Genomic DNA, 21867 nt, shown 5'->3' on the forward strand with positions numbered 1-21867 from the left:
CGTGAATTGGATAGGGCTAAATAGTGGCGATAGCAATAGGGATACACCTGTTCCCATACCGAACACAGAAGTTAAGCCTATGAGCGCCGATGGTACTCGGAGGGAGACCTCCCGGGAGAGTAGGACGCCGCTAAATTATATAGTTACGATAGTATTAGGGATACACCTGTAGCCATACCGAACACAGAAGTTAAGCCTAAGTACGCCGATGGTACTCGGAGGGAGACCTCCCGGGAGAGTAGGAAGTAGCTAAACAAATTATCTAAGCAATTTAGATATGATTTGACAGCAAATTGATTTTATAGTATAATTAATTTGTTGTAATGCTTAGGTAGCTCAATGGTGGAGCACCCGGCTGTTAACCGGTAGGTTGTGGGTTCGAGTCCCACCCTGAGCGCCAGTTAGTTTTTAACTTGAATGCCGGGGTGGCGGAACTGGCAGACGCACAGGACTTAAAATCCTGCGGTGGTTAAACACCGTATCGGTTCGATTCCGATTCTCGGCACCATTTATACCTACTACTCTAATAATTGTCGCGGGGTGGAGCAGTTTGGTAGCTCGTCGGGCTCATAACCCGAAGGTCGTAGGTTCAAATCCTACTCCCGCAACCAAAATCATTTAGGCCCTATGGTCAAGCGGTTAAGACACCACCCTTTCACGGTGGTATCCCGAGTTCGAATCTCGGTAGGGTCACCATATGGAAGTATAGCTCAGTTGGGAGAGCATCTGCCTTACAAGCAGGGGGTCACAGGTTCGAGCCCTGTTACTTCCACCAAAAAAACCTTTAGAATTTATTTTAATTCTTATCTGGCTTGGTAGTTCAGTTGGTTAGAATGCCGCCCTGTCACGGCGGAGGTCGTGGGTTCGAATCCCATCCAAGTCGCCATTTGGATTGCAATAGTGATCCAATGTGCTGATGTAGCTCAATTGGCAGAGCAATTGATTTGTAATCAATAGGTTGTAGGTTCAAGTCCTATCATCAGCTCCACAAAAATTAATATTTTTGTATACACTATGGGGATGTTCCAGAGTTGGCCAAATGGGACGGACTGTAAATCCGTTAGCTTAGCTTTCAGTGGTTCGAATCCGCTCATCCCCACCATATGCGGGTGTAGCTCAGTGGTAGAGCCCCAGCCTTCCAAGCTGGTTGCGAGGGTCCGATTCCCTTCACCCGCTCCATTTGCACCCTTAGCTCAGCTGGATAGAGCAACGGACTTCTAATCCGTGTGTCCCAGGTTCGAATCCTGGAGGGTGCGCCAAGCTATTAATGCTATGACTTAAGATAATAAGATTTGACGTTGCGTTGAATTTCTGATATAATCATATCGTACTTTTATTTTTGGGATATAGCCAAGTCGGTAAGGCACCAGACTTTGACTCTGGTATGCGTAGGTTCGAGTCCTGCTATCCCAGCCATTTTGATCCATTAGCTCAGTCGGTAGAGCACCTGACTTTTAATCAGGGTGTCCGGAGTTCGAATCTCCGATGGGTCACCACTACATTAATCTTAAGTGATTTAGATAGATTGGCATTCGTCGACATTATCGGCGGATTACTTTTATAAGTATCTTTATAGCCATTTGAATACTTTAAATTTAATATGGAGAGGTACCGAAGCGGTCATAACGGGGCGGTCTTGAAAACCGTTAGAGTCATTGGCTCACAAGGGTTCGAATCCCTTCCTCTCCGCCAAAAGCTTTTTGCTTAAGGAGAAGTACTCAAGTGGCTGAAGAGGCTCCCCTGCTAAGGGAGTAGATCCTGTCAAAAGGGATGCGAGGGTTCAAATCCCTCCTTCTCCGCCATATTTGCCCAGATAGCTCAGTCGGTAGAGCAGGGGACTGAAAATCCCCGTGTCGGTGGTTCGATTCCGCCTCTGGGCACCAGCTTAAGGTTTGTATAATAAAGGTAGGTCCGGTACTATACAGAAGATAGCCTTTAGGGGAGTAGTTCAGCTGGCAGAACGTCGGTCTCCAAAACCGGATGTCGCGGGTTCAAATCCTGTCTCCCCTGCCAATATGGACCTGTAGCTCAGGTGGTTAGAGCGCACGCCTGATAAGCGTGAGGTCGGTAGTTCGAGTCTACTCAGGTCCACCAATAACTCAATATTTTGCTTATAAATGTGGGCCTCTAGCTCAGTCGGTTAGAGCGCCCGGCTCATAACCGGTAGGTCCAGGGTTCGAGTCCCTGGAGGCCCACCATCTTAGAACGTCTGAGACGTTCTTTTTTTGTGCTTATTTATAGGTTTTTATTACTGAAGATTTCTGAGAGAGGATTAGAAGGATTTTTATATTTATTACTAAAGAGGACTTGTTAGTAAAATTTTGCAAGATAAAAGTTGCCAGAATTTTCTTATATATTCCAGCAACTTTTTCTTTATTCTTTATTTATATTTCCCATTTTAAAGTATATTGGGGTTGTTATTTTAAATATTAGTATATACACTATAATATAAACTAAGATGGCTCCTATTTCTATTTTTATAAAGTCGGCCCTTGATAGGCTAATGAATACTTGGAGGAGCTTGTGGGCGAGTTTGCTTGCTACGAGTATGTGGATTATGGATACAAGAAGGGGAATAAAGAAAGTGTAGTAGTTTTGTCTATTTATGGATTTTTTTATTTCCTTATTTGACATACCTACTTTTTTTAGGATTTCTATAGTTCCTCCATCACTCAAGCCTTCTGCAGCCTGCTTATAGTAGATTACGACTATGATTGATACCATAAACAATATCATGAGGATTATTATAGTTATATAGGCTCCAGTGTGCATGGAATCAAACTCATACCTATTTTCTATCCCATTATTTATTCTAAGTTTTTCTATAATGTCACTATCCCTTTCTAGGTTTTGTGCAAGTTTTTTAGAAAAATTAAAAGCATTTTCCATGGACCTATCTTCTAGGTCGAAGTAAGTTTTGTAGATATTTCCAAATGCCATGTTTTGATTTTGGCTAAAATTTTTATTAAAGTCATCTGTGTCCTTTACCACTAGCAAAACATTATGGAATAAGGACATGGTCGAATCTACAAGGATTGGATTTATCTCAGATAAATTTTCTTTTACAGAAAATTTCATATCTCCTATAGATATACTTTCATACTTTTCATTTTCAGAGTCAAAGACCAAAACTTCTCCATCTGAAAGTTTGTAAGTATTTTGAGTAGACCTATTGAAGGATTCTTCGTCTACTATATTTATAATCCTTGACCTATCATCAGATAAAGTACCTACATAATTAATATTATCTGGTTTACCTATATCAAAATCTCCCTGACTAGTATCTTTTGCAAAGCTAGTCACAGACTCTATGGTTTTTATTTCCCCAGTCCTTATACCAGTTTGATTTTTGGTATTTTCTATTGCTTCTTTGATGTAGCTATCAAATACTGGGTCATAAGTTTCACTTGATATAACATAGTCTGCTGGGTTCATCCTATCTAACCAGGCGTTTTTACCAATAAACATGGCTGCCATAACTACAAAGCTTAATAAAAACATAGATGAGATTATCGTAATTGATGAGAGAGCCTGAGCTGACTCCTTGCTCCTTTTAATAAGCTCCCCTATAAAGGTCATATTTACTCTCTTGTAGTAGATTTTTTTATTTTTTCTAAGAAGCTTTAGGAGGCAAATAACAATAGATTGGAAGAAGAAACTTGTTCCTATAATTACAAGGGCTACTGCTGGGAAAAACATAGGGAAGGCTTGTAAGAAATTATCAACTCCAAGAGCTATCTTGTAGCCAGCTCCTATTGCTAGAAGTCCTAGTATAAAGCTTAGGATCTTTACCTTAGGCTCAGCTTCTCCTTCCTTGGACTTTTGACTTAGCTCTAGAGGGTTTTTCTTCCTTATAGAAAGAAGGCTTATTATACTTATAAAGATAAATATAAGTGCAAAGACTTCTATCCCCAATATTAGCTTGCTAGGGTCTATATCAAAGATTATTTCTTCATTTAGGTCTAAGATTTTTGCTATAAGATTTACAAACAAGGGACTTGTTAGAAGACTTAAGAGGCTTCCCAAAAGGATTGCAGAGCTTGCAAAGATCAAATTTTCTATGAGAAGTATTGACCTTAGTCCCTTCTTATCCATTCCCAAGCTATATAAAAGACCAAATTCCTTATATCTTGATTTAATAATTGAATTAGTCATATAGATTAAAAAGATAAAAGAAAATAGGGCTATAGTCCACTGGCCAATTTCTAGTAATTGTAAAATAGTAGTCCCACCTCTAGAAGATTCCATAAATTCTTGATCCCTTAGGGTATATACTAGGTCAAAGATATAGACCATAAGAGTTGAGGCTAAGATATAGGGGAGGTAGAGAAACTTGTTGGTCCTTATTTGGTTGAGGGCAATTTTAAAATTAATCTTATTCAAAGTCTTTACCTCCACCAAGTATCATCATTTGAGATTTTACTAATTTCTCATACATTTCATCCCTAGTCATATCTCCCTTGTAGAGGTCGTAGAAGATTTTGCCGTCTTTTATAAATAAGACCCTAGATGCCCTGGATGCTGCCATGGTTGAGTGGGTTACCATGAGGATGGTCTGACCAGACTTATTTATTTCTTCAAAAATATTTAGAAGCTCCATTGATGAATTTGAATCCAAGGCTCCTGTAGGCTCATCTGCAAGGAGGAGTTGGGGATTTGTAATAATCGCCCTAGCTACAGCTATCCTTTGCTTTTGCCCACCTGATACCTGATAGGGGAACTTATCAAGAAGGTTTTCGATTTTTAATTTCCTTGCTATGGGAGCGATCCTCTCTTCCATTTCTTGGTAGTTGGTATTTGCCAAAACCAGAGGAAGGAAGATATTGTCCCTATTATTTAGGGAATTTAGCAAGGAGAAATCTTGGTAGACAAAGCCTAGCTTTTCTCTCCTAAATCTTGCCTTATCCTTATCCTTCTTGTCCTTGGTATTTTCTCCAGCAAGAATTATATCTCCACTAGTCTGACTGTCCAAGGTCGCTATAAGGTTTAAGAGGGTAGACTTACCTGAGCCACTTTCTCCCATTATAGCTACGAATTCACCCTTTTCGACTTCAAAACTTATATCCTCAAGAGCTACAACTTGTGTATTCTTATTTTCAGGATTATAGACTTTTCTTATGTTTTTAACTTTTAATATATTCATAATATCCTCCATAAGTCTATAATAAAGGATTTTTCTAAATAAATCCCTAATCTAAACTTACATTTTTTTCTTTTATCTTACATTTTGTAAGCTAGTCCTCTATAAGTTTATTTCTTGAAAGATTTATGGAAAACATTGTCCCCTTATTTAATTCTGAGTCGATCTTGTAGGTATAACCAAGCTTGGTTAAGATGTCATTTACTAAGTAAAGACCTATACCAGTAGAAGAAGGATTTCTCCTATCACTATCGCCACTATAACCAAACTTACTAATATTTTTCAGGTCTTCCTTTTTTATTCCTATGCCAGTATCTTCTATTTGTAAAATATCATCCTTGTAGGATATTTGTATATAGCCCTTATCGGTATATTTTATAGCATTAAAGAGGACTTGCTCTATTACAAAGCCCAGCCACTTAGGATCTGAGATTATATTTTTATCTTCTATATCAAGTTTAAGACTAAGGTTTTTGCCTATAAAAAAGTGCCTGTATCTTTTTACTACATCCCTGACTAACTTGTCTATGGAAAATGATTTGAAATTATAGTCGATACTATTGTCCCTAAGCTTTAGCATAGAGAGAAGACTTGTTATATAGTCATCTATCCTTACAAGCTCCTTGTCAATATCAAAGTTTTCCTCCCTTTGGCTAATAAGGGAAATTGCAGCTAGGGGAGTCTTTATTTGGTGGGTCCAGATACTCAAGAGATTATCCAAGTCATCATAATTTTTCCTTGCTTCAAGCCTTATATCACCAATCTCCACATCCTTTTTCTTCAACATATCTTCCAAATAAATCTCGTAAGGGTCGTGGTTAAAGTAGGCAAACTTATCTTCCCTTAGGATTTTTTTGATTTTGAAAAACCTTCCTAGCATTATAGGTATGATAAAGACATATAGCAAAAAAAGGCTATAGGCAAAGACCCTCCTATCAATGGGGAAGACATAGGAAGTTATAAGAGATATAAGGGTGAAGGCGAGGAGGGATATCAAATAGGCCTTATTAGTTGATAAGAATATTTTTAGATTTTTCATTGGATAAAATACCCCACAGTCTTTTTAGTCTGAATTAAGCCATCAAGTCCTAGGCTAGCTAGCTTTTTTCTAAGCCTATTCACATTTACACTAAGAGTATTATCATCTATAAAAGAATCAGTTGCCCAAAGCTTATCCATTATTTTTTCCCTGGAAACAACCTCTCCAGGATTTTTCATAAGAATTTCCATAATTAGATATTCATTCTTAGAAAGAGAAAGATCCTTATCATCATAAGTTAGGACCATCTTATCCCTTGTAAGCTTGATTTCCCCATACCAGAGGATATTATCATCATTAACAAAGTCATAGACCCTTCTTATGAGAGCCTTTATCTTTATATCCAAAAAACCCATAGAAAATGGCTTGGCTATAAAGTCGTCAGCCCCATAATTTATAGCATTTATGAGGTTAATATCATCTGATGCTGAAGTAAGAAAAATTATGGGGACTTTAGATATTTTCCTAATTTCCTTTACCCAGTAAAAGCCATTTTTGTAGGGAAGCTTCAAGTCCATAAGGACAAGCTTGTAGTCTTTTTGCTTAAAAATATCCAAGACTCTAGTAAAATCATCAACCAAATAAGGCTCGTAGCCTAGGATATCAAGTTGAAAGACAAGCTCTTCGCCAATTTTTTTGTCATCTTCTACAATAAGTATATTCATATTGCCTCCATTACTATTATTATAGGGCATTTGAGTCCTTGGACAAAATCTTTTGGACAAGAAAAAAACAGCACTTAGTGTCTGGTCTTATATTAAAATTCTTTCTTTTGGTAAATTTTTATAGATATTCCTATAGAAAGTCCAAGCATGAGCAAGGTGAATAAGCTTATAGCAAGGGCAAGGGTATTTTCATTTATACTAAGTCCTCTTCTAATAAGACCTGCTATAAAGTCTTGTTTGTTGGCTATCACAGAAAATAGGACAACTACAAATAAGTAAAATACCGTAAATACTATATTTATTTTTTCTATGCCAAACTTATATATAAGTGGTAATTCTATAGATCCTATAAAACTTGTTATAAAAAATATGATAGCAAGGATTAGAAAGATTGACATAGAAATATTTCTTGCAAATAAGAAATGGATAAAAAGCCCAAAGCCCATAGCAAGTATTGATGCAAGAAAGACCATAGTATACCTAGATAAGACGATCTTATCTTTTTTTATACCTGTAGCTACTAGGTACTTATCAATATCATACTTATAGTCTATAACGAAGGCAGTTTTTAATAGGATACTCTCTCCAAATGTGAAAATCATTGGTATAAATAATAATTGTTCCTTGCCAAAGTAAAGCACAAAATAAAGACACAATAGAAATATTATTGCTAAGAGTATCATTATAGATTTTTTTAAACTTGAAAAATCTTTATAAATCAATGCTTTCATCATACTTCTCCTTTATCATAAATATCATTATTTCTTCTATACTAGCATTTTTTAAGTCAAGACTTTCTGGAGTTAAGTCCTTTCTTATTAGACACTCCTTACCGAAACTATGACTTCTCACTCCGACTACAGCCTTTGGATTAAGGCTTTCAAAATTATCATCAGATAAGGAAACTATCCCATATTCATCCTCTAGCCTATCCTTATACTCAGAAAAAATCATCCTTCCCTTATGGATAAAGACTATTTTGTCCGCGATTTTTTCAAGATCTGATAGGATGTGTGAGGAGATTAAAATTCCCTTATTTTCATCTTGGATAAAGTCAAAAAGTATATCCAAAATATCATCCCTTACTATGGGATCTAGCCCACTTGTTGCCTCATCCAAGATCAAAAGATAGGGATTATGACTTAGGGCAAGGGCCATAGAAAGCTTCATCTTCATTCCTCTAGAATATAACTTTATAGGACTATCTTTGTCTAGAGCAAATCTCTTGCAAAAATCAAAGAATAAGTTCCTATCCCAAGATTTCCCATAAAGATCTCGATGAAATTTCTCTACTTCTTCTAACTTCATATCTTGGGGAAGGAATAAGTCATCAAATACAAAGCCTATCTTCTTCTTATCTTCTTCATCCAAATCCTCTATTCTCTTACCGAAGATATAAACTTCCCCTCCATCCCTTTTCATCTGTTCTAGGATTAATTTTATAGTAGTTGACTTTCCTGCTCCATTTTCTCCAATAAAGCCAACAATAGAACCACTTTCTATACTAAAAGTTAAGTGCTGTAATTTAAATCCTCCCAAATCCTTACAAACTTTTTCTAATCTCAAAATATCATTCATTTTCTTTCTCCAAATCATCAATAAAATTTATAACTTCCTCTCGACTTATGCCGGAAAGTTTAGAAAGCTTAATAGCCTCAGATAGGTGCTCTTTTATCTTGATGGCTAACTTTTCCTTGATTAAGTCAGGATTCGTATCCCTTACATAATTTCCCTTACCAGGGACAGAAACTATAAGTCCATCTTTTTCAAGCTCATCATAGGCCCTCTTGCTAGTAATCACACTAACCCTAAGCTCCTTAGCCAACACCCTTATAGAAGGAAGGGCTTCATTCTTTTCTATTTCATCATTTAAAATTGCATCTCTTATTTGATTTTTAATCTGCAAATATATAGGATCCTTACTCGAGTAGTTAATATTAATATTCATTTGTCCTCCTACTGTATATATTGTATATGAACAGATAAGAACTGTCAATACTTTTATCACTTATTTATTAAAATCTATGAATTCACTGGTTAAGACTTATAGAAAACAATAAACGATAAAGTTGTTTATAGCGATTGCATACGTTTGCTGAATTTTATATAATTATTATAGGATATAAGTTTATCTTAGTTTATTGGGGTGATTTATGAAGATCAGTAATTTTTTGTGGGCTAAGAAAAAGGCTAGGGGACCATACTATGAGTGGTTGCCCCTGGACCAACATTTGATGGATACTAGAAATATTGGGGCTCTCCTTTGGGATAGGTGGCTAAGTCAGGGGCAGAAGTTAAGGATATGCCAAGATTTATCGGTAGTAGATTTTGAAAGTGCTAAGAGGGTCTTTGCCTTTCTCTGCCAAATTCACGACTTGGGCAAGACTACATATATTTTTCAAACTACCAAGATTTGGCATTCGACTGAGGATCTAGAAGATGCCCTAAGGGAGAAGCTTTATAGGGTAGGCTTTAAAAATTTGAATAAAGATTTATCTAAGGATAGACCTAGCCCCCACAGCCTGGCAGGTGAATGGATTCTGATTAATGAGGGTTTTGATGGTGGCCTTGCATCGATCGTAGGAGCTCACCATGGTAGATCTATCCAGTCTGATGAGCTTAGTAAGCAAGTTTCTTATTTAAGCAATTTTTATGGCAGCGAAAATTCATCCGACCCCGATTATATTTTGTGGCAAGAGGCCCAGAGGGAAGTTATAAATACTGCTCTTAGGGATAATGGATTTAAATCTCCCGAAGACCTTCCTCACCTAGGCAAGGCTAGTCAAATCATCCTATCAGCCCTCCTTATTATGGCAGATTGGCTGGCATCAAATGAAGAATATTTTCCCTTGATAGGTCTTGATGAAAATAGTGTAGCTAATCCCGATAAAAGAGCATTTATTGCCTATGAGAAGTGGGAGAAATCGGACTTGTGGGAGCCTTCTTCTTTAGAAGATATAGAAAATGAAGCTGGCAAGGATATTTTTGACCTAAGATTTGGCTTTGCCCCTAGGGATGAGCAGGTTATTTTCAAGAAAATTATAGAAGCTTGTGATGATCCTGGAATTTTTATCTACGAAGCCCCTATGGGTAGTGGCAAGACTGAGGCAGCCCTTGTTGGAGTAGAAGAGCTTGCCTACAAGACTGGTAGGAGTGGGATGTTCTTTGGTCTACCGAGTCAAGCATCTTCCAATGCTATATTTCCTAGGATAGAAAAGTGGCTAGAAAAAGTTGATGGTGATAGGCACAGCATTAGGTTAAGCCATGGCAAGGCTGCCCTTAATGAAAATTTTGCATCCCTTGCTTCAAATATCAATATTGATGAAAACATTGACGAAAAGAATGAGAATAAAGAAAATCAAACGGTCCTAGTGAATGAATGGTTTGCTGGAAAGAAGACCTCAAGTCTGGATGACTTTGTCATAGGAACTGTGGACCAATTTCTCCTAATGTCCCTCAAGCAAAAACACCTGGCCCTAAGGCACTTGGGTTTTGGCAAGAAAGTTATAGTCATAGATGAGGTCCATGCCTATGATGTATATATGGACCAATACCTAAAGGAATCTATTAGGCGGCTCGGATATTATGGAGTCCCTGTAATCCTCCTCTCTGCGACCCTACCAACTGACAAGAGGGAAGCCATGGTAGATGCCTACTTAAGGGGGAGGGGGACAAAAACCAAAGAAATAGCTGCTAGGCTAAAGGGCCTAAAAAAAGATCCCTACCCCCTAATAACCTATACTGATGGAGATGAAATTCACCAATATGAGGACTTTCCTATAAGGCAAAGAAAAAATATTGTCATAAGTAAACTATATAATGAAGATTTACTAGGCCCTATAGGAGACTTAGCTAAGAATGACGGGATAATCGGAATAGTAGTAAATACTGTAAAAAAAGCTCAAAGCTTGGCTAGGGAATGCGTAGAACTTTTTGGAGAAGATAGGGTAGAGCTAATTCATTCAGGATTTATAGCGACCGAACGTGTCAAGAAAGAAGAAGCCCTCTTAGGAATGATTGGTAAGAAGGGAAATAGACCTAAAAGCAAGATAATCATAGGTACCCAGGTCATAGAACAATCCCTAGACATAGACTTTGATGTCCTCATAACTGACCTTGCCCCGATGGACCTTATGATTCAAAGGATAGGCAGACTCCATAGACATGATAGGGACGATAGGAGTGAGGCCTTTAGAGAGCCTAGGGTCTATGTAAGTGGACTCAATGAAGACTTTGAATTTGATCCGGGGAGCCTAGCAGTATATGGTGGTTATATTCTTGCAAGAAGTCAATACTACTTGCCAGAAAAGCTTACAATACCAGACGATATTTCACGTCTTGTCCAAGAGGTCTATTCTGATGAAGACTTAGATATAGATAATAAAAAAAGATATGAGGACTATAAAGAAGAAAAGGAAGATTTAAGGGAAAAGAAGGAAGCTAAGGCAAAAACCTTCCTCCTCCAACAAATAATATGTAAGACACAAAAAAAACATAATAAGGAAACAATGGATGACTGGCTAGTAGGCTATGCTAAGACTGATACGGAAGAAAAGGCTAGGGCTCAAGTTAGGGATAGTGATGACTCAATTGAAGTCATAGGCCTAAAAAAACAAGGAGAGGGTTTTGGGATTTTTGGAGAAGACAAGGACCTATCTAAATCTATTTCTAATCCTAATATAGGAAGGCTCATTGCCCAATCCACCCTAAAGATACCCAGGGCCTTCACTTATGAAATTGATAAAATAATCGAGGCACTCGAAGACTACAATAGAGTTTGTTTGAGAGACTTTCAAGACCAAGCCTGGCTAAAGGGTTCACTTGGCATAATCTTTGATGAAAACAATGAATTTATAATTACTAGTGACAAATTAAATAAAATATACAAGCTAAAGTATGAAGAAAAATATGGTCTTAGCTATGAAATAATAAAAAAGGAGTGAAGGGATGGGAAGATACAACCTCCTCAAGGAAAAATGGATATCGGTAAGTGTTGATAACAAGGGATATAGCGAAGATGTTTCCCTCATAGAAGTATTTGAAAATGCAGATAAATACCTAGACTTGGCAGGAGATACCAAGACGCAAGACTTTGCTGTAATGAGGGTGCTTCTCGCTGTCTTACATACAGTATTTTCAAGATTTGATGCTAATGGTGATCCTTATCCTGAAGTAAAACTTGATGATAGGTATAGGCAAATAGATCCTATAGAGGATGAAGATGAAAGACTAGACTATAATGATCAATTATTTGAAACTTGGAAAAACCTATGGAATAAGGGAAGCTTTCCTAATATTGTAACCGATTATTTAGAAAAATGGGAAGATCACTTCAACCTCTTTGATGAAAAATATCCCTTTTATCAGGTTTTGTATGAGGATATATCGGGAGAGGAAAAACTTAAATCTCAAGTAGGTAGAGATAGATTAATCAGTACACCAAGTAAAATTGCTATAAAGCATATCAATAGGAGAATTTCTGAGAGCGAAAACAAAGAGTTTTTATTCTCTCCTAAGTCTAGAGAAAATAAAGATAAATTATCTTACTCAGAATTAGCTAGATGGCTTATAGCCTTTCAAGCTTATGCAGATTTATCTGATAAAACTATTTTTAGGATGGACAAATACGATACTAATAATGGATGGATTAGCGAGCTTGGAGGAGTCTATTTTAAGGGAAAGAATTTATTTGAAAGTCTAATGCTTAATTTAGTTTTAGATATTACTAAACTAAATAATGGTAAAGAGAATAATATCCAGAGACCTTGCTGGGAATATAGTGGTCTAGAGAACATAAACAGATCTCTAAGAGGGATAAATCCAGATAACTTGAGCGAACTTTATACTAATTGGGCAAAGGCTCTTTATATTAATACAGAATTAGAAGCTGAAGAAGGAGTATTGTACTTAAATGCAGTTCATCTAAGGGGCTTAGATGAGATTAACTATTTCTTGGAACCTATGACTATATGGAATACTAAAAATAAAAAAGACAACTTGTATTCACCTAAAAAGCATGAAAAAAATCAGGCTTTATGGAGATCTTCTGGTATTCTTGTAACTGATAAGTCTGAGGATGATTTTAAAAAATATAAAAAGCCAGGAATAATGTTTTGGTTTGAAAATATATCTGAAGAAGTTGAAATTAACAATTTAACTATCAATAGTATAAGCATGAAAAATAAAAAGGACTCATCTAAAATACCAGTAGACGAAATATATGACTGTATGAATACTAGGCAATTTATCTTAACAGACCTAGAAAAGGGAAATTGGACTCCTAGGATAAATGACCAAGTAGAACTTACAAAAAAAGTAATAGAAACCGACTACAAAAGGTTTTTAGGAGACCTAGCCTTTATTAGAAACAATGAAGGGGGTGGCTTTGTAAATAAAAACATAGAGAGGATGTACTTTTTGATAGATGGGCCTTTTAGAGATTGGCTCTCATCAATCAAATATGACCAAGATAAGGAGGATAAGCTAATAGAGTGGAAGAAAGTCCTATACAAGTTAGTCCTAGGAGAAGCCTATAGAATTTCAGAAAATTCATCCCCTAGGGACTATATGGGTAGGGTAGAAGAAAGGAAAGGAAGGAAGGCGGGGCGATTAGAAAACCTAGCTACAGCCTTTAATCGTTTTAACAGCTCTATTATAAGTGATTTAGATTTGGGAGATAAGAGATGAGTAAAGAAAACAAGAAAGCAAGCGTATATGGGGCTAGCTACAAGATGTTAAAGAAAATTGACACTATGACAAATGAGCCTTCTAAAAAAGCCATCCTAGCCAATTTGAGGTGTTCTATCAATAGACCCCTGGGTGATGGAGTAGGCCACCTAGCCTTTGTATTTGAAAATATGCCGGATGAATTTCTAGGAAGGGGAGAATATTACTCTAGGGAGGAGAAGGCCATTATAACTAGCCTCCAACTCTATGCCCTCCATCAGCAAGGGATAAGGGAAAGTATACTTACAGAAGAAAAAGATAATATGGGTTATTCTTTGAGCCTACTTAGAGATGAGGATAGCAAGTCCTATGATAGGAGATTTAATGCCTTAGTAACGGCTAATGACTTTGAAGAATTTTCCTACCATTTAAGGCAGATGGTAAGGCTACTAAAGTCAAAAAAGAAGGGAGAAGCCAAGGTAAACTATGCCAACCTTGCAAGAGACTTGTACTCATTCCTTAGGGGACATGAAGAAGGCATTAGATTAAAATGGGCAAGAAGTTACTATAGTTTTAGAAAAGTAGAAAATAAAGAAAAAGGAGAAGAAAATGAAAAATAAGAGACTATTTATTGACATCCACGCAATCCAAACCCTACCACCATCAAACATCAACAGGGATGATACAGGTTCACCTAAATCTGCCCAATATGGAGGAGTCAGAAGGGCTAGGGTATCAAGTCAATCTTGGAAGAAGGTTATTAGGGATTATTTTAAGGAAAATAGCGAGGCTAGCAATCTAGGAGTAAGGACCTTAAATATAGTATCCTATGTAGCAGAGAAGATCCAAAAAATAGACCCTTCCATAGGGGAAGATGATGCTATGAATAAGGCAGAGAAGGCTATAAATGATTCATTTGTAAGAATAAATGCCGATAAAAAAGCCAATGCTCTTTTCTTCTTTGGAGATAGGCAAGCTGAGAAATTGGCCCAAGCAGCTATTGATGGGTCGAATAAAAAAGAAATACAATCTATACTAAAAAATAATCTTTCTATTGATATAGCACTTTTCGGTAGAATGGTCGCAAGAGAGAAAAAAGATGATCCTAGTTATTTAAATGTAGAGGCATCTTGCCAGGTTGCCCACTCTATATCAACCCACGCTGTAAATCAAGAGTTCGATTATTTTACTGCTATTGACGAGCTAACAGGGCAACAAGCTAATGCTGGTGCATCTCATATAGATACCACAGAATTTAACTCATCAACCCTATACCGTTATGCCAATATAGCCATCCATGACCTAAAAGATCAACTAGGAGATAAGGAAGCTACCATCAAGACTGTAGCCTTATTTATAGAGGCCTTCACCAAGTCCCTACCAACAGGCAAGGTAAAGTCCTTTGCCAACCAAACCCTACCTCAATTAGTCTTGGTAAGCCTTAGGGAGGATAGGCCGGTAAACCTTGTGAGTGCCTACGAAGAACCAGTTAAGTCAAAAGAAGGCTATGTAGAGAAATCTATAGGCAAACTTTTTGAAGAATATGCCAAGGTAGAAAAATTTGTAGACAAGCCAATATACACAGCCTTTGTTTCAACAGAACAATTTGACCAAGAAAATAAAGAAATCCTAGAAAAAGATTCACTAAGGGATCTATTAGCAGATATAGAAGGAAAATTAGCAGAAAATTTAGAAGATGGTGAATAATATGTCAACTATTTTATTGAAATTTGCATCTCCCTTGCAGGCCTGGGGTACAGATTCTAACTTTAATATAAGACATACAGACTTCCATCCATCAAAGTCTGCCGTAATCGGTATGATAGGGGGAGCTATGGGCCTAAGAAGGGATGATGATAAGGAATTCCAAGCCCTAAACGACCTTGACTTTGGAGTAAGAGTAGACCAAATAGGCAATATGATGAGCGATTATCAAATAGTAAGGTATGGGGAAAAAGTGGGAGATGTTCACCTAACCCATAGGTATTACCTAGAAGATAGCATCTTTCTTGTAGCCCTAGCTTCATCTGATGAAAATCTAATGGAAAATATAGAATATGCCCTCAAACATCCCTACTTCCAACTTTTCCTAGGGAGAAAATCAGTCCCTATAAATGCTGACTACTTCCTAGAGAAAAATAACAAAAGTCCCCTAGAAAATCTAAAAACCTACCCATGGCTTGCAAGTAAATGGTATAGAAAAAAAGAACCAAGAAATCTTTCTATCTTTGCTGATGTTGACCTTGTAGGAGATAAGGCTCAAAATTTTGGGGAGATGAGAAAGGACAGGGTCGTATCCTTCTCAAGAAAAGATAGAATCTTCAAGTATAGGAAGGAAGTAAGAGTCGATATTCCCCTAGGAGATGTCTATAAGAAAGAAGATATAGATAGCGAACATGATATCTTTGGAAGTATATGGGAGTAGTGTATGTATATATCAAGAACAGAAATTGACCTAAGCGATAGAAAAAATCTAAAAAACTTATCCCATCTAGGTGCCTACCATTCTTTGGTAGAAGATAGCTTCCCAGAAGATAAGGGAGAGCCTAGGAAAAGAAAGCTGTGGAGGCTAGATAAACTAGGAGGTAAAACCTACCTTGTAGTAGTAAGTGAAGACAAGCCAGACCTTGAGATCCTAGGCAAATATTCGAAAGATGGCATAGCCCAATCCAAGTCCTATGATGCCTACCTTGCTTCAATCAAAGAAGGAGAAAAATACTTCTTTAGGGTAACCCTAAACCCAGTCATAGCTAGGAAAGAAGATAAGGCCAGGGGCAGGGTCTATCCCCTACTAAATACCAAGGACCAAGAGGACTTCTTCCTAGCTAGGAGTGAAAAAAATGGATTTAGCCTAGATGCTTGTGACTTTAAAATAGTCGAGAGGTCCTTTGCCCCTCTCAAAAAAGAAGGAAAAAAACTAGTAAACCTAAACAAGGTAACCTATGAGGGAATACTTACAGTAAAAGATAAGGAGACCTTCTATAAAACCCTAACCCAGGGCTTTGGCAAAAAGAAGGCCTACGGCTGTGGTCTCCTTACCGTAATAAAGGCATGATTTTATGAAAAATATGGGAGCCAAGAAAACCGAACTAAATGAACTTCCGAGGATATCCGACAGGGCAAGCTTTCTCTACGTAGACCATGCCAAAATATCGAGGTCTGACTCAGCCATTACAATCCATAAGGCAGAGGGGATTATAAAAGTCCCGGTTGCTATGCTGGGAGTCTTGCTCCTAGGACCAGGGACGGATATTAGCCATAGGGCAGTAGAGCTAATAGGAGATGCGGGAACTAGCATGGTTTGGGTTGGAGAAAGGGGAGTAAGACACTATGCCCATGGCAGGGCCCTAAGCCATTCGACAAGATTTCTAGAAAAACAGGCTAGACTATTTGCCAACAGAAATAGCAGACTAAGGGTAGCAAGAAAAATGTATGCCATGAGATTTCCATGAGAAGACTTCGATAAACTTACCATGCAACAACTAAGGGGCAGGGAAGGAGCTAGAGTAAGAAGTACCTATAGAAAATATGCAAGGGAATACAAGGTAGCCTGGGATAAGAGAGAATACGACATAGACAACTTCGAAGAAGGGACTGTAGCAAACCAGGCCCTATCTGCCACCAACCAAGCCCTCTATGGGATAGTCTATAGCATAATAGTAGCCCTAGGAATGTCGGCAGGCCTTGGCTTTATCCACACAGGTCACGACCTCTCCTTTGTCTATGACATAGCAGACCTATACAAGGCAGAAATAACCATCCCCCTATCCTTTGAAATCGCCTCCCAATATGACAAAACAGATGACATAGGGAGAATATCAAGACTAGCCATGCGTGATAAAATAGCTGATGGCAAGCTCGCACAGAGAATAGTAAAAGACCTCCAAGACCTTATGGAAATAGAAGAAGATCGAGTCGATCTTGATATCATTCACCTCTGGGATGACAAAGAATAGGGCAAAGGTGATCAAATGCCACTAACACTAATAACATTGACTAGGGTGAGTAACTCCCTAAGAGGAGATCTGACCAAGTGGATGCAAGAAATAGCCCCAGGAGTCTACATCGGTAACTTCAATGTCAAAGTAAGAGAAAGGCTCTGGCAAAGAATCCAAGAAAACATAGGAGATGGCCAGGCGACCATAACATACGCCTACAGAAATGAAATAGGCTACAAATTTGAAACCATAAACACCCAAAGAGAGGCCATAGACCTAGAAGGTCTCCCCCTTGTCCTAATCAAAACCAAAGAAGAAAATCAAGAACCACAAGAACTAAAAAAGGGATTTTCCAAAGCAGCTCAAATAAGAAAGGCTAGAAAATACTCCCAGGTAAATAAAAATAAATGGACAAAAAATTATGTAGTCCTAGACATAGAAACAGATGGCCTAGACTACAAAAAAAATAATATAATAGAGATAGGCGCATACAAAAAAGAAGGAAGCCAAGAAAAAACCTACCAGGCCCTAATAAAAACAGGACAAAAAATCCCTGAACAAATAAAGACCTTAACCAAAATAGATGATAAAATATTAAATAGGGAAGGACAAAAAATCGATCAAGCCCTAGAGAAATTCCTAGACTTCATAGGAGATTATCCCTTGGTAGGCTACAACCTGGACTTTGATATAAAATTCATAAACAAGGCCCTAAAAATCATGGGAAAGCCTCCTCTAACAAACAAAAAATACGACCTACTCAAATACGTCAAAAAAGAAAACAAGTACCTAAGGTCATACAAACTAGAAAATGTCCTGCAAGAATATCAAATAAAGAAAAAAGTCCCCCACAGGGCCCTAGAAGACGCCAAAGTCACCTATGAGCTTTCGGAAAAAGTAAACAAATTCCTAGAAGACCTGGAAAAACAATAACTAAATTTACGGGATCCTTAAGTGTTATACCCGCGCAAGCGGGGGTGATCCCTATGGATATACTTATTTTCAGGGTCAGTATATGTTATACCCGCGCAAGCGGGGGTGATCCTTTAGATACAAACAACAATAATTTAAAAATTAAGTTATACCCGCGCAAGCGGGGGTGATCCTGCTGAAACTGATACTTATCATCCACATTATCAGTTATACCCGCGCAAGCGGGGGTGATCCGGAGCTTTCAAAGTACATAGCCAAGGATAGCGAGTTATACCCGCGCAAGCGGGGGTGATCCGTCCAAAGACGATATTTTTAAATCCGTTTTGGAGTTATACCCGCGCAAGCGGGGGTGATCCCTCTAAAGGGCAAGAGAATGTTAAGTTTTAGTGGTTATACCCGCGCAAGCGGGGGTGATCCTAAGAGTTATTTTACAGATAAAGATTATTACATGTTATACCCGCGCAAGCGGGGGTGATCCTGAATTTAAAAACTAATTTTTAATAACAAGGTGGTTATACCCGCGCAAGCGGGGGTGATCCTAACAATATAAGGCTTTTAGGATACATATCTGAGTTATACCCGCGCAAGCGGGGGTGATCCTAGTTCTACAAAATTAAAAACACTTTTTAAGAAGTTATACCCGCGCAAGCGGGGGTGATCCCTTCTGCGGGCATAGATTCTGTCCGCAATGCTCGTTATACCCGCGCAAGCGGGGGTGATCCTATAACGCATATTATACATATACTTTAAAAAAAGTTATACCCGCGCAAGCGGGGGTGATCCCTTAAAATACCAACTTTTTCTTATACAAATATAGTTATACCCGCGCAAGCGGGGGTGATCCTCGGTGAAAATATATGTTTGCAAAAAATCCATTGTTATACCCGCGCAAGCGGGGGTGATCCCAGCAAAAACGAATAAGGTAAACTTTATTATTTGTTATACCCGCGCAAGCGGGGGTGATCCTATATAACGTAAATATAACGTATAAAAATAACGGTTATACCCGCGCAAGCGGGGGTGATCCCTTAAAATACCAACTTTTTCTTATACAAATATAGTTATACCCGCGCAAGCGGGGGTGATCCTCGGTGAAAATATATGTTTGCAAAAAATCCATTGTTATACCCGCGCAAGCGGGGGTGATCCCAGCAAAAACGAATAAGGTAAACTTTATTATTTGTTATACCCGCGCAAGCGGGGGTGATCCTAAAGATGATACATATAATTTTTCAAATTCTTCGTTATACCCGCGCAAGCGGGGGTGATCCTAGGTTTTGTCCTCATTGTGCATATAATAAATCGTTATACCCGCGCAAGCGGGGGTGATCCTGATAAAATTTTTCCTATTCACCTTGTTATTAAGTTATACCCGCGCAAGCGGGGGTGATCCTAAGGCTAGAGAGGACGCCATAGAGCTTGCTACGTTATACCCGCGCAAGCGGGGGTGATCCCAGGGCTACGTAAAAGTGAAATAGAACGCTTAGAGTTATACCCGCGCAAGCGGGGGTGATCCTGATAGATATATAGGTAGAATTATTAAATGTAAAGTTATACCCGCGCAAGCGGGGGTGATCCTCCTTAATTCTGTCTTTATACTCATCAGACATTGTTATACCCGCGCAAGCGGGGGTGATCCCGTGGAGAAATGCAATGAAATGGGAAAAAATTGGTTATACCCGCGTAAGCGGGGGTGATCCTCAGTGTTCTTCCAGAGGAAAGATACAAAAGTGGTTATACCCGCGCAAGCGGGGGTGATCCTAATCAGTTAACTCAACTTCATCTACAACAACAGTTATACCCGCGCAAGCGGGGTTATTTTGTTATAGTTTGTAGTGGGGATTTTATTTAGAAGGGTTTTATCTAGATGATTTTTAGAAAGTTATGTATAAGGGTGAATTTTTAGATATTTTTATGGGAAGAGTCTTGGTAGATCTTATATGTGGCGAGTTTTTTAGAATTTTTTGTCGATGATTATTATATAGGGGGATGTTTCTTCCTTGTTTGGGAAAGATAGTTTGAGACAGGCGTAGTCTTTTTCTTTTAGGCCACCTAGGTAGGTTTCTATTTCTTTTGCTTCTTTATTTCCTTCTTTGTGGCCCCTGTAGATGGTTAGGATTATGCGGCCATTTTTGTTTAAAAGCTTTAGGAGTTTATCTAGGCTTTCTATGGTTGTTTGGGATCTTGTGGTTATTTGTTGGTCAGATCCTGGAAGGTAGCCTAGGTTGTATACTCCTAGGTCTATTTTGTCTGTGATGTGTTTGTCTATGTTTTGGTGGCCATCTTTTATGAATTTGAAGTTTTTTCTTGGACCTATTAGGTTTTTGGTTTTTCTTTCTGCTTCATCTTGGATGTCAAAGGAGTAGAGGAGGCCAGGCTCTAGGTTTTCTAGGATGAAGAGGGAGTCTTTGCCTGTACCAGCTGTCATATCTACTGCTATTTTGACATTTTTTTGGTCTTTGATTATTTTTTTTGCAAGGTCAGTTATTTTTTCTATCATCAGTAGGCCTCGTAGTTTCTTAGGTCCTTTCCGTCTATGTCTTTTAGGAAGGTTGGTTTTGATGGGTTTTCTTCTCTTATGGACATACCCATCCTGTGCATTTCGTTTAGTTTGAAGATCATGAGGTTGACATTGACGCAGTAGATACTGGCTAGTTGGTTGTAGGTATAGCCTTCTTTTACGTCATCTATTATTTTGTTTTCGTCTAGGAGTAGGTGGGCTGCGAATATGTTAGCCTCAAGTTCCATCTCTGATCTTATGTCAAATAGTTCGTATTCTATAGCACCCTCTCCTGCCTGATCTTTGTGGTAGATGTGGTGGCCTAGTTCATGGGCAAAGACCATATTTCTTATTCTTTCGTCAACGAAGGGGTTGTAGAAGATGAAGCTTATTCCTTCTATTATTTTGTACATGCCCAAAAGTTTGGTGTCAGATTTAAAGGCTATAAGGTGGACTCCCATGGCTTCCAAGATTTCTCTGGGATCTCGGCTTTGGTAGGTTTTTATTATAGCCTTTACGTCCTGGTAGATTTTATCATAGGATAGGGTCATTGGTTGTTTCCTTTGTTTTTGGTATTTTCTGCCTTGGCTATGTAGTAGGCTTCTGTTATGGCATCGAGGATGGTTCTCTTGTCTTCTTCTGGTATTTCACCTCCTGCCATTAGTCCTATTACGCCATTTATCATATCTTCTGTAGCCTCTAGTCCACCTTCTGAGTATTTTTCCCTGGCTTCTTTGGCTTTGAATTTGAAGTCGTCCTCGTCTGTAACTAGGTAGTCATGGTTTGTGTCCAAAACTTCTGATAGTTTGTCATAGATTGCCCTATATCTTGGTAGGGTTTGACCTGATTCGTATCTTGAAATTGTCTTGGTTGATACCTTTATTATTTCTGCTAGTTCTTGTTGGGTAAGACCCTTACGTTCTCTTAGGTCTCTTAGTTTTTTAGCAAATCCCATACTTACTCCTTTTCCTTAAAAGACTTTTAGT

Annotated in this window: 19 protein-coding genes, 18 tRNA genes, 2 rRNA genes and 1 CRISPR repeat array; of the genes, 29 read left to right on the plus strand and 10 right to left on the minus strand. The window is 38.2% G+C overall.

Annotated elements, in window-relative coordinates:
• Window positions 1–19 precede the first annotated feature (19 nt).
• The 20 genes from rrf (MUN42_RS01710) to MUN42_RS01805 all read left to right on the plus strand — a co-directional run bounded on the left by rrf (MUN42_RS01710) (window position 20) and on the right by MUN42_RS01805 (window position 2198).
• Window positions 20–136: ribosomal RNA gene (gene rrf / locus MUN42_RS01710) — 5S ribosomal RNA — on the plus strand.
• Between the two features lie 2 nt (window positions 137–138).
• Window positions 139–255 (plus strand): 5S ribosomal RNA (gene rrf / locus MUN42_RS01715).
• A 70-nt stretch (window positions 256–325) separates the two neighbouring features.
• Window positions 326–400 (plus strand) — tRNA-Asn (locus MUN42_RS01720).
• Window positions 401–419: 19 nt separating this feature from the next.
• Window positions 420–508, plus strand: a tRNA-Leu gene (locus MUN42_RS01725).
• A 26-nt stretch (window positions 509–534) separates the two neighbouring features.
• Window positions 535–611: transfer RNA gene (locus MUN42_RS01730), tRNA-Met, on the plus strand.
• Between the two features lie 10 nt (window positions 612–621).
• Window positions 622–696, plus strand: a tRNA-Glu gene (locus tag MUN42_RS01735).
• Between the two features lie 3 nt (window positions 697–699).
• A tRNA-Val gene (locus tag MUN42_RS01740) sits at window positions 700–775 on the plus strand.
• Window positions 776–809: 34 nt separating this feature from the next.
• Window positions 810–886: transfer RNA gene (locus tag MUN42_RS01745), tRNA-Asp, on the plus strand.
• Between the two features lie 26 nt (window positions 887–912).
• A tRNA-Thr gene (locus MUN42_RS01750) sits at window positions 913–988 on the plus strand.
• Window positions 989–1016: 28 nt separating this feature from the next.
• Window positions 1017–1102, plus strand: a tRNA-Tyr gene (locus tag MUN42_RS01755).
• A gap of 3 nt (window positions 1103–1105) precedes the next feature.
• Window positions 1106–1179, plus strand: a tRNA-Gly gene (locus MUN42_RS01760).
• 3 nt (window positions 1180–1182) lie between these two features.
• Window positions 1183–1259, plus strand: a tRNA-Arg gene (locus MUN42_RS01765).
• A gap of 81 nt (window positions 1260–1340) precedes the next feature.
• Window positions 1341–1416 (plus strand) — tRNA-Gln (locus MUN42_RS01770).
• A 4-nt stretch (window positions 1417–1420) separates the two neighbouring features.
• Window positions 1421–1496: transfer RNA gene (locus tag MUN42_RS01775), tRNA-Lys, on the plus strand.
• Window positions 1497–1602: 106 nt separating this feature from the next.
• Window positions 1603–1692, plus strand: a tRNA-Ser gene (locus tag MUN42_RS01780).
• Window positions 1693–1708: 16 nt separating this feature from the next.
• Window positions 1709–1802, plus strand: a tRNA-Ser gene (locus MUN42_RS01785).
• A gap of 5 nt (window positions 1803–1807) precedes the next feature.
• Window positions 1808–1883 (plus strand) — tRNA-Phe (locus MUN42_RS01790).
• A gap of 54 nt (window positions 1884–1937) precedes the next feature.
• Window positions 1938–2013, plus strand: a tRNA-Trp gene (locus MUN42_RS01795).
• A gap of 4 nt (window positions 2014–2017) precedes the next feature.
• Window positions 2018–2094, plus strand: a tRNA-Ile gene (locus tag MUN42_RS01800).
• 27 nt (window positions 2095–2121) lie between these two features.
• Window positions 2122–2198 (plus strand) — tRNA-Ile (locus MUN42_RS01805).
• A gap of 175 nt (window positions 2199–2373) precedes the next feature.
• On the opposite strand, the gene MUN42_RS01810 is transcribed toward MUN42_RS01805, so the two are convergent.
• The 7 genes from MUN42_RS01810 to MUN42_RS01840 form a co-directional block, all read right to left on the minus strand.
• A complete protein-coding gene (locus MUN42_RS01810; protein ID WP_243342552.1) occupies window positions 2374–4383 on the minus strand; it encodes an FtsX-like permease family protein in 2010 nt (669 codons plus the stop codon).
• Entirely contained in the window at window positions 4376–5143 is a 768-nt protein-coding gene (locus tag MUN42_RS01815; protein WP_243342553.1) for an ABC transporter ATP-binding protein, read from the minus strand. The genes MUN42_RS01810 and MUN42_RS01815 overlap by 8 nt, the downstream gene beginning before the upstream one ends.
• 91 nt (window positions 5144–5234) lie before the next feature.
• Window positions 5235–6179, minus strand: coding sequence for a HAMP domain-containing sensor histidine kinase (locus tag MUN42_RS01820; RefSeq protein WP_243342554.1), 945 nt, complete (start codon window positions 6177–6179; stop codon window positions 5235–5237).
• On the minus strand, window positions 6176–6844 hold the full coding sequence (locus tag MUN42_RS01825; RefSeq protein ID WP_243342555.1) for a response regulator transcription factor: 669 nt from the start codon (window positions 6842–6844) through the stop codon (window positions 6176–6178). The genes MUN42_RS01820 and MUN42_RS01825 overlap by 4 nt, the downstream gene beginning before the upstream one ends.
• 92 nt (window positions 6845–6936) lie before the next feature.
• Window positions 6937–7578 carry an ABC-2 transporter permease gene (locus tag MUN42_RS01830; RefSeq protein WP_347708748.1) on the minus strand — a complete coding sequence of 214 codons (642 nt, stop codon included), beginning with the start codon at window positions 7576–7578 and terminating at the stop codon, window positions 6937–6939.
• Entirely contained in the window at window positions 7556–8422 is an 867-nt protein-coding gene (locus tag MUN42_RS01835) for an ABC transporter ATP-binding protein (RefSeq protein ID WP_243342556.1), read from the minus strand. Before MUN42_RS01835 ends, MUN42_RS01830 begins: the two co-directional genes overlap by 23 nt.
• Window positions 8415–8792 (minus strand): GntR family transcriptional regulator, encoded by a 378-nt coding sequence (locus MUN42_RS01840; RefSeq protein WP_243342557.1) that lies wholly within the window; start codon window positions 8790–8792, stop codon window positions 8415–8417. The genes MUN42_RS01835 and MUN42_RS01840 overlap by 8 nt, the downstream gene beginning before the upstream one ends.
• A gap of 205 nt (window positions 8793–8997) precedes the next feature.
• Between MUN42_RS01840 and cas3 the strand changes: the two genes are divergently transcribed.
• Genes cas3 through cas2e form a run of 9 tightly spaced genes read left to right on the plus strand, consistent with a single transcriptional unit; the run spans window position 8998 to window position 18381 of the window.
• Complete coding sequence (gene cas3 / locus MUN42_RS01845; protein ID WP_243342558.1) at window positions 8998–11787, plus strand: CRISPR-associated helicase Cas3'; 2790 nt, start codon at window positions 8998–9000, stop codon at window positions 11785–11787.
• A gap of 4 nt (window positions 11788–11791) precedes the next feature.
• Entirely contained in the window at window positions 11792–13531 is a 1740-nt protein-coding gene (locus tag MUN42_RS01850; RefSeq protein ID WP_243342559.1) for a type I-E CRISPR-associated protein Cse1/CasA, read from the plus strand.
• Window positions 13528–14130 (plus strand): type I-E CRISPR-associated protein Cse2/CasB, encoded by a 603-nt coding sequence (casB, locus tag MUN42_RS01855; RefSeq protein WP_243342560.1) that lies wholly within the window; start codon window positions 13528–13530, stop codon window positions 14128–14130. The genes MUN42_RS01850 and casB overlap by 4 nt, the downstream gene beginning before the upstream one ends.
• Window positions 14120–15217, plus strand: a complete 1098-nt coding sequence (cas7e, locus tag MUN42_RS01860; protein WP_243342561.1) for a type I-E CRISPR-associated protein Cas7/Cse4/CasC — start codon at window positions 14120–14122, stop codon at window positions 15215–15217. The genes casB and cas7e overlap by 11 nt, the downstream gene beginning before the upstream one ends.
• Before the next feature lies 1 nt (window position 15218).
• A complete protein-coding gene (gene cas5e, locus MUN42_RS01865; protein ID WP_243342562.1) occupies window positions 15219–15935 on the plus strand; it encodes a type I-E CRISPR-associated protein Cas5/CasD in 717 nt (238 codons plus the stop codon).
• Window positions 15936–15938: 3 nt separating this feature from the next.
• On the plus strand, window positions 15939–16565 hold the full coding sequence (gene cas6e, locus MUN42_RS01870; RefSeq protein WP_243342563.1) for a type I-E CRISPR-associated protein Cas6/Cse3/CasE: 627 nt from the start codon (window positions 15939–15941) through the stop codon (window positions 16563–16565).
• A gap of 4 nt (window positions 16566–16569) precedes the next feature.
• A complete protein-coding gene (locus tag MUN42_RS01875; protein WP_243342564.1) occupies window positions 16570–16962 on the plus strand; it encodes a CRISPR-associated endonuclease Cas1 in 393 nt (130 codons plus the stop codon).
• 21 nt (window positions 16963–16983) lie between these two features.
• Window positions 16984–17466 (plus strand): hypothetical protein, encoded by a 483-nt coding sequence (locus MUN42_RS01880; protein WP_243342565.1) that lies wholly within the window; start codon window positions 16984–16986, stop codon window positions 17464–17466.
• Window positions 17467–17481: 15 nt separating this feature from the next.
• Window positions 17482–18381 (plus strand): type I-E CRISPR-associated endoribonuclease Cas2e, encoded by a 900-nt coding sequence (gene cas2e / locus MUN42_RS01885; protein ID WP_243342566.1) that lies wholly within the window; start codon window positions 17482–17484, stop codon window positions 18379–18381.
• Between the two features lie 23 nt (window positions 18382–18404).
• A CRISPR array of direct repeats spans window positions 18405–20203; the repeat unit is 28 nt; unit sequence GTTATACCCGCGCAAGCGGGGGTGATCC.
• A gap of 132 nt (window positions 20204–20335) precedes the next feature.
• Here the strand turns inward: cas2e and MUN42_RS01890 are convergent.
• From MUN42_RS01890 to MUN42_RS01900, 3 genes are read right to left on the minus strand one after another with little or no spacing between them, the layout of a single operon-like run.
• On the minus strand, window positions 20336–20881 hold the full coding sequence (locus MUN42_RS01890) for a class I SAM-dependent methyltransferase (RefSeq protein ID WP_243342567.1): 546 nt from the start codon (window positions 20879–20881) through the stop codon (window positions 20336–20338).
• Complete coding sequence (locus MUN42_RS01895; protein WP_243342568.1) at window positions 20881–21432, minus strand: ImmA/IrrE family metallo-endopeptidase; 552 nt, start codon at window positions 21430–21432, stop codon at window positions 20881–20883. The genes MUN42_RS01890 and MUN42_RS01895 overlap by 1 nt, the downstream gene beginning before the upstream one ends.
• Entirely contained in the window at window positions 21429–21836 is a 408-nt protein-coding gene (locus MUN42_RS01900; protein ID WP_243342569.1) for a helix-turn-helix transcriptional regulator, read from the minus strand. The genes MUN42_RS01895 and MUN42_RS01900 overlap by 4 nt, the downstream gene beginning before the upstream one ends.
• Between the last annotated feature and the right edge of the window lie 31 nt (window positions 21837–21867).

It is taken from the genome of Anaerococcus sp. AGMB09787, assembly GCF_022808955.1.
Lineage (GTDB): Bacteria > Bacillota > Clostridia > Tissierellales > Peptoniphilaceae > Anaerococcus.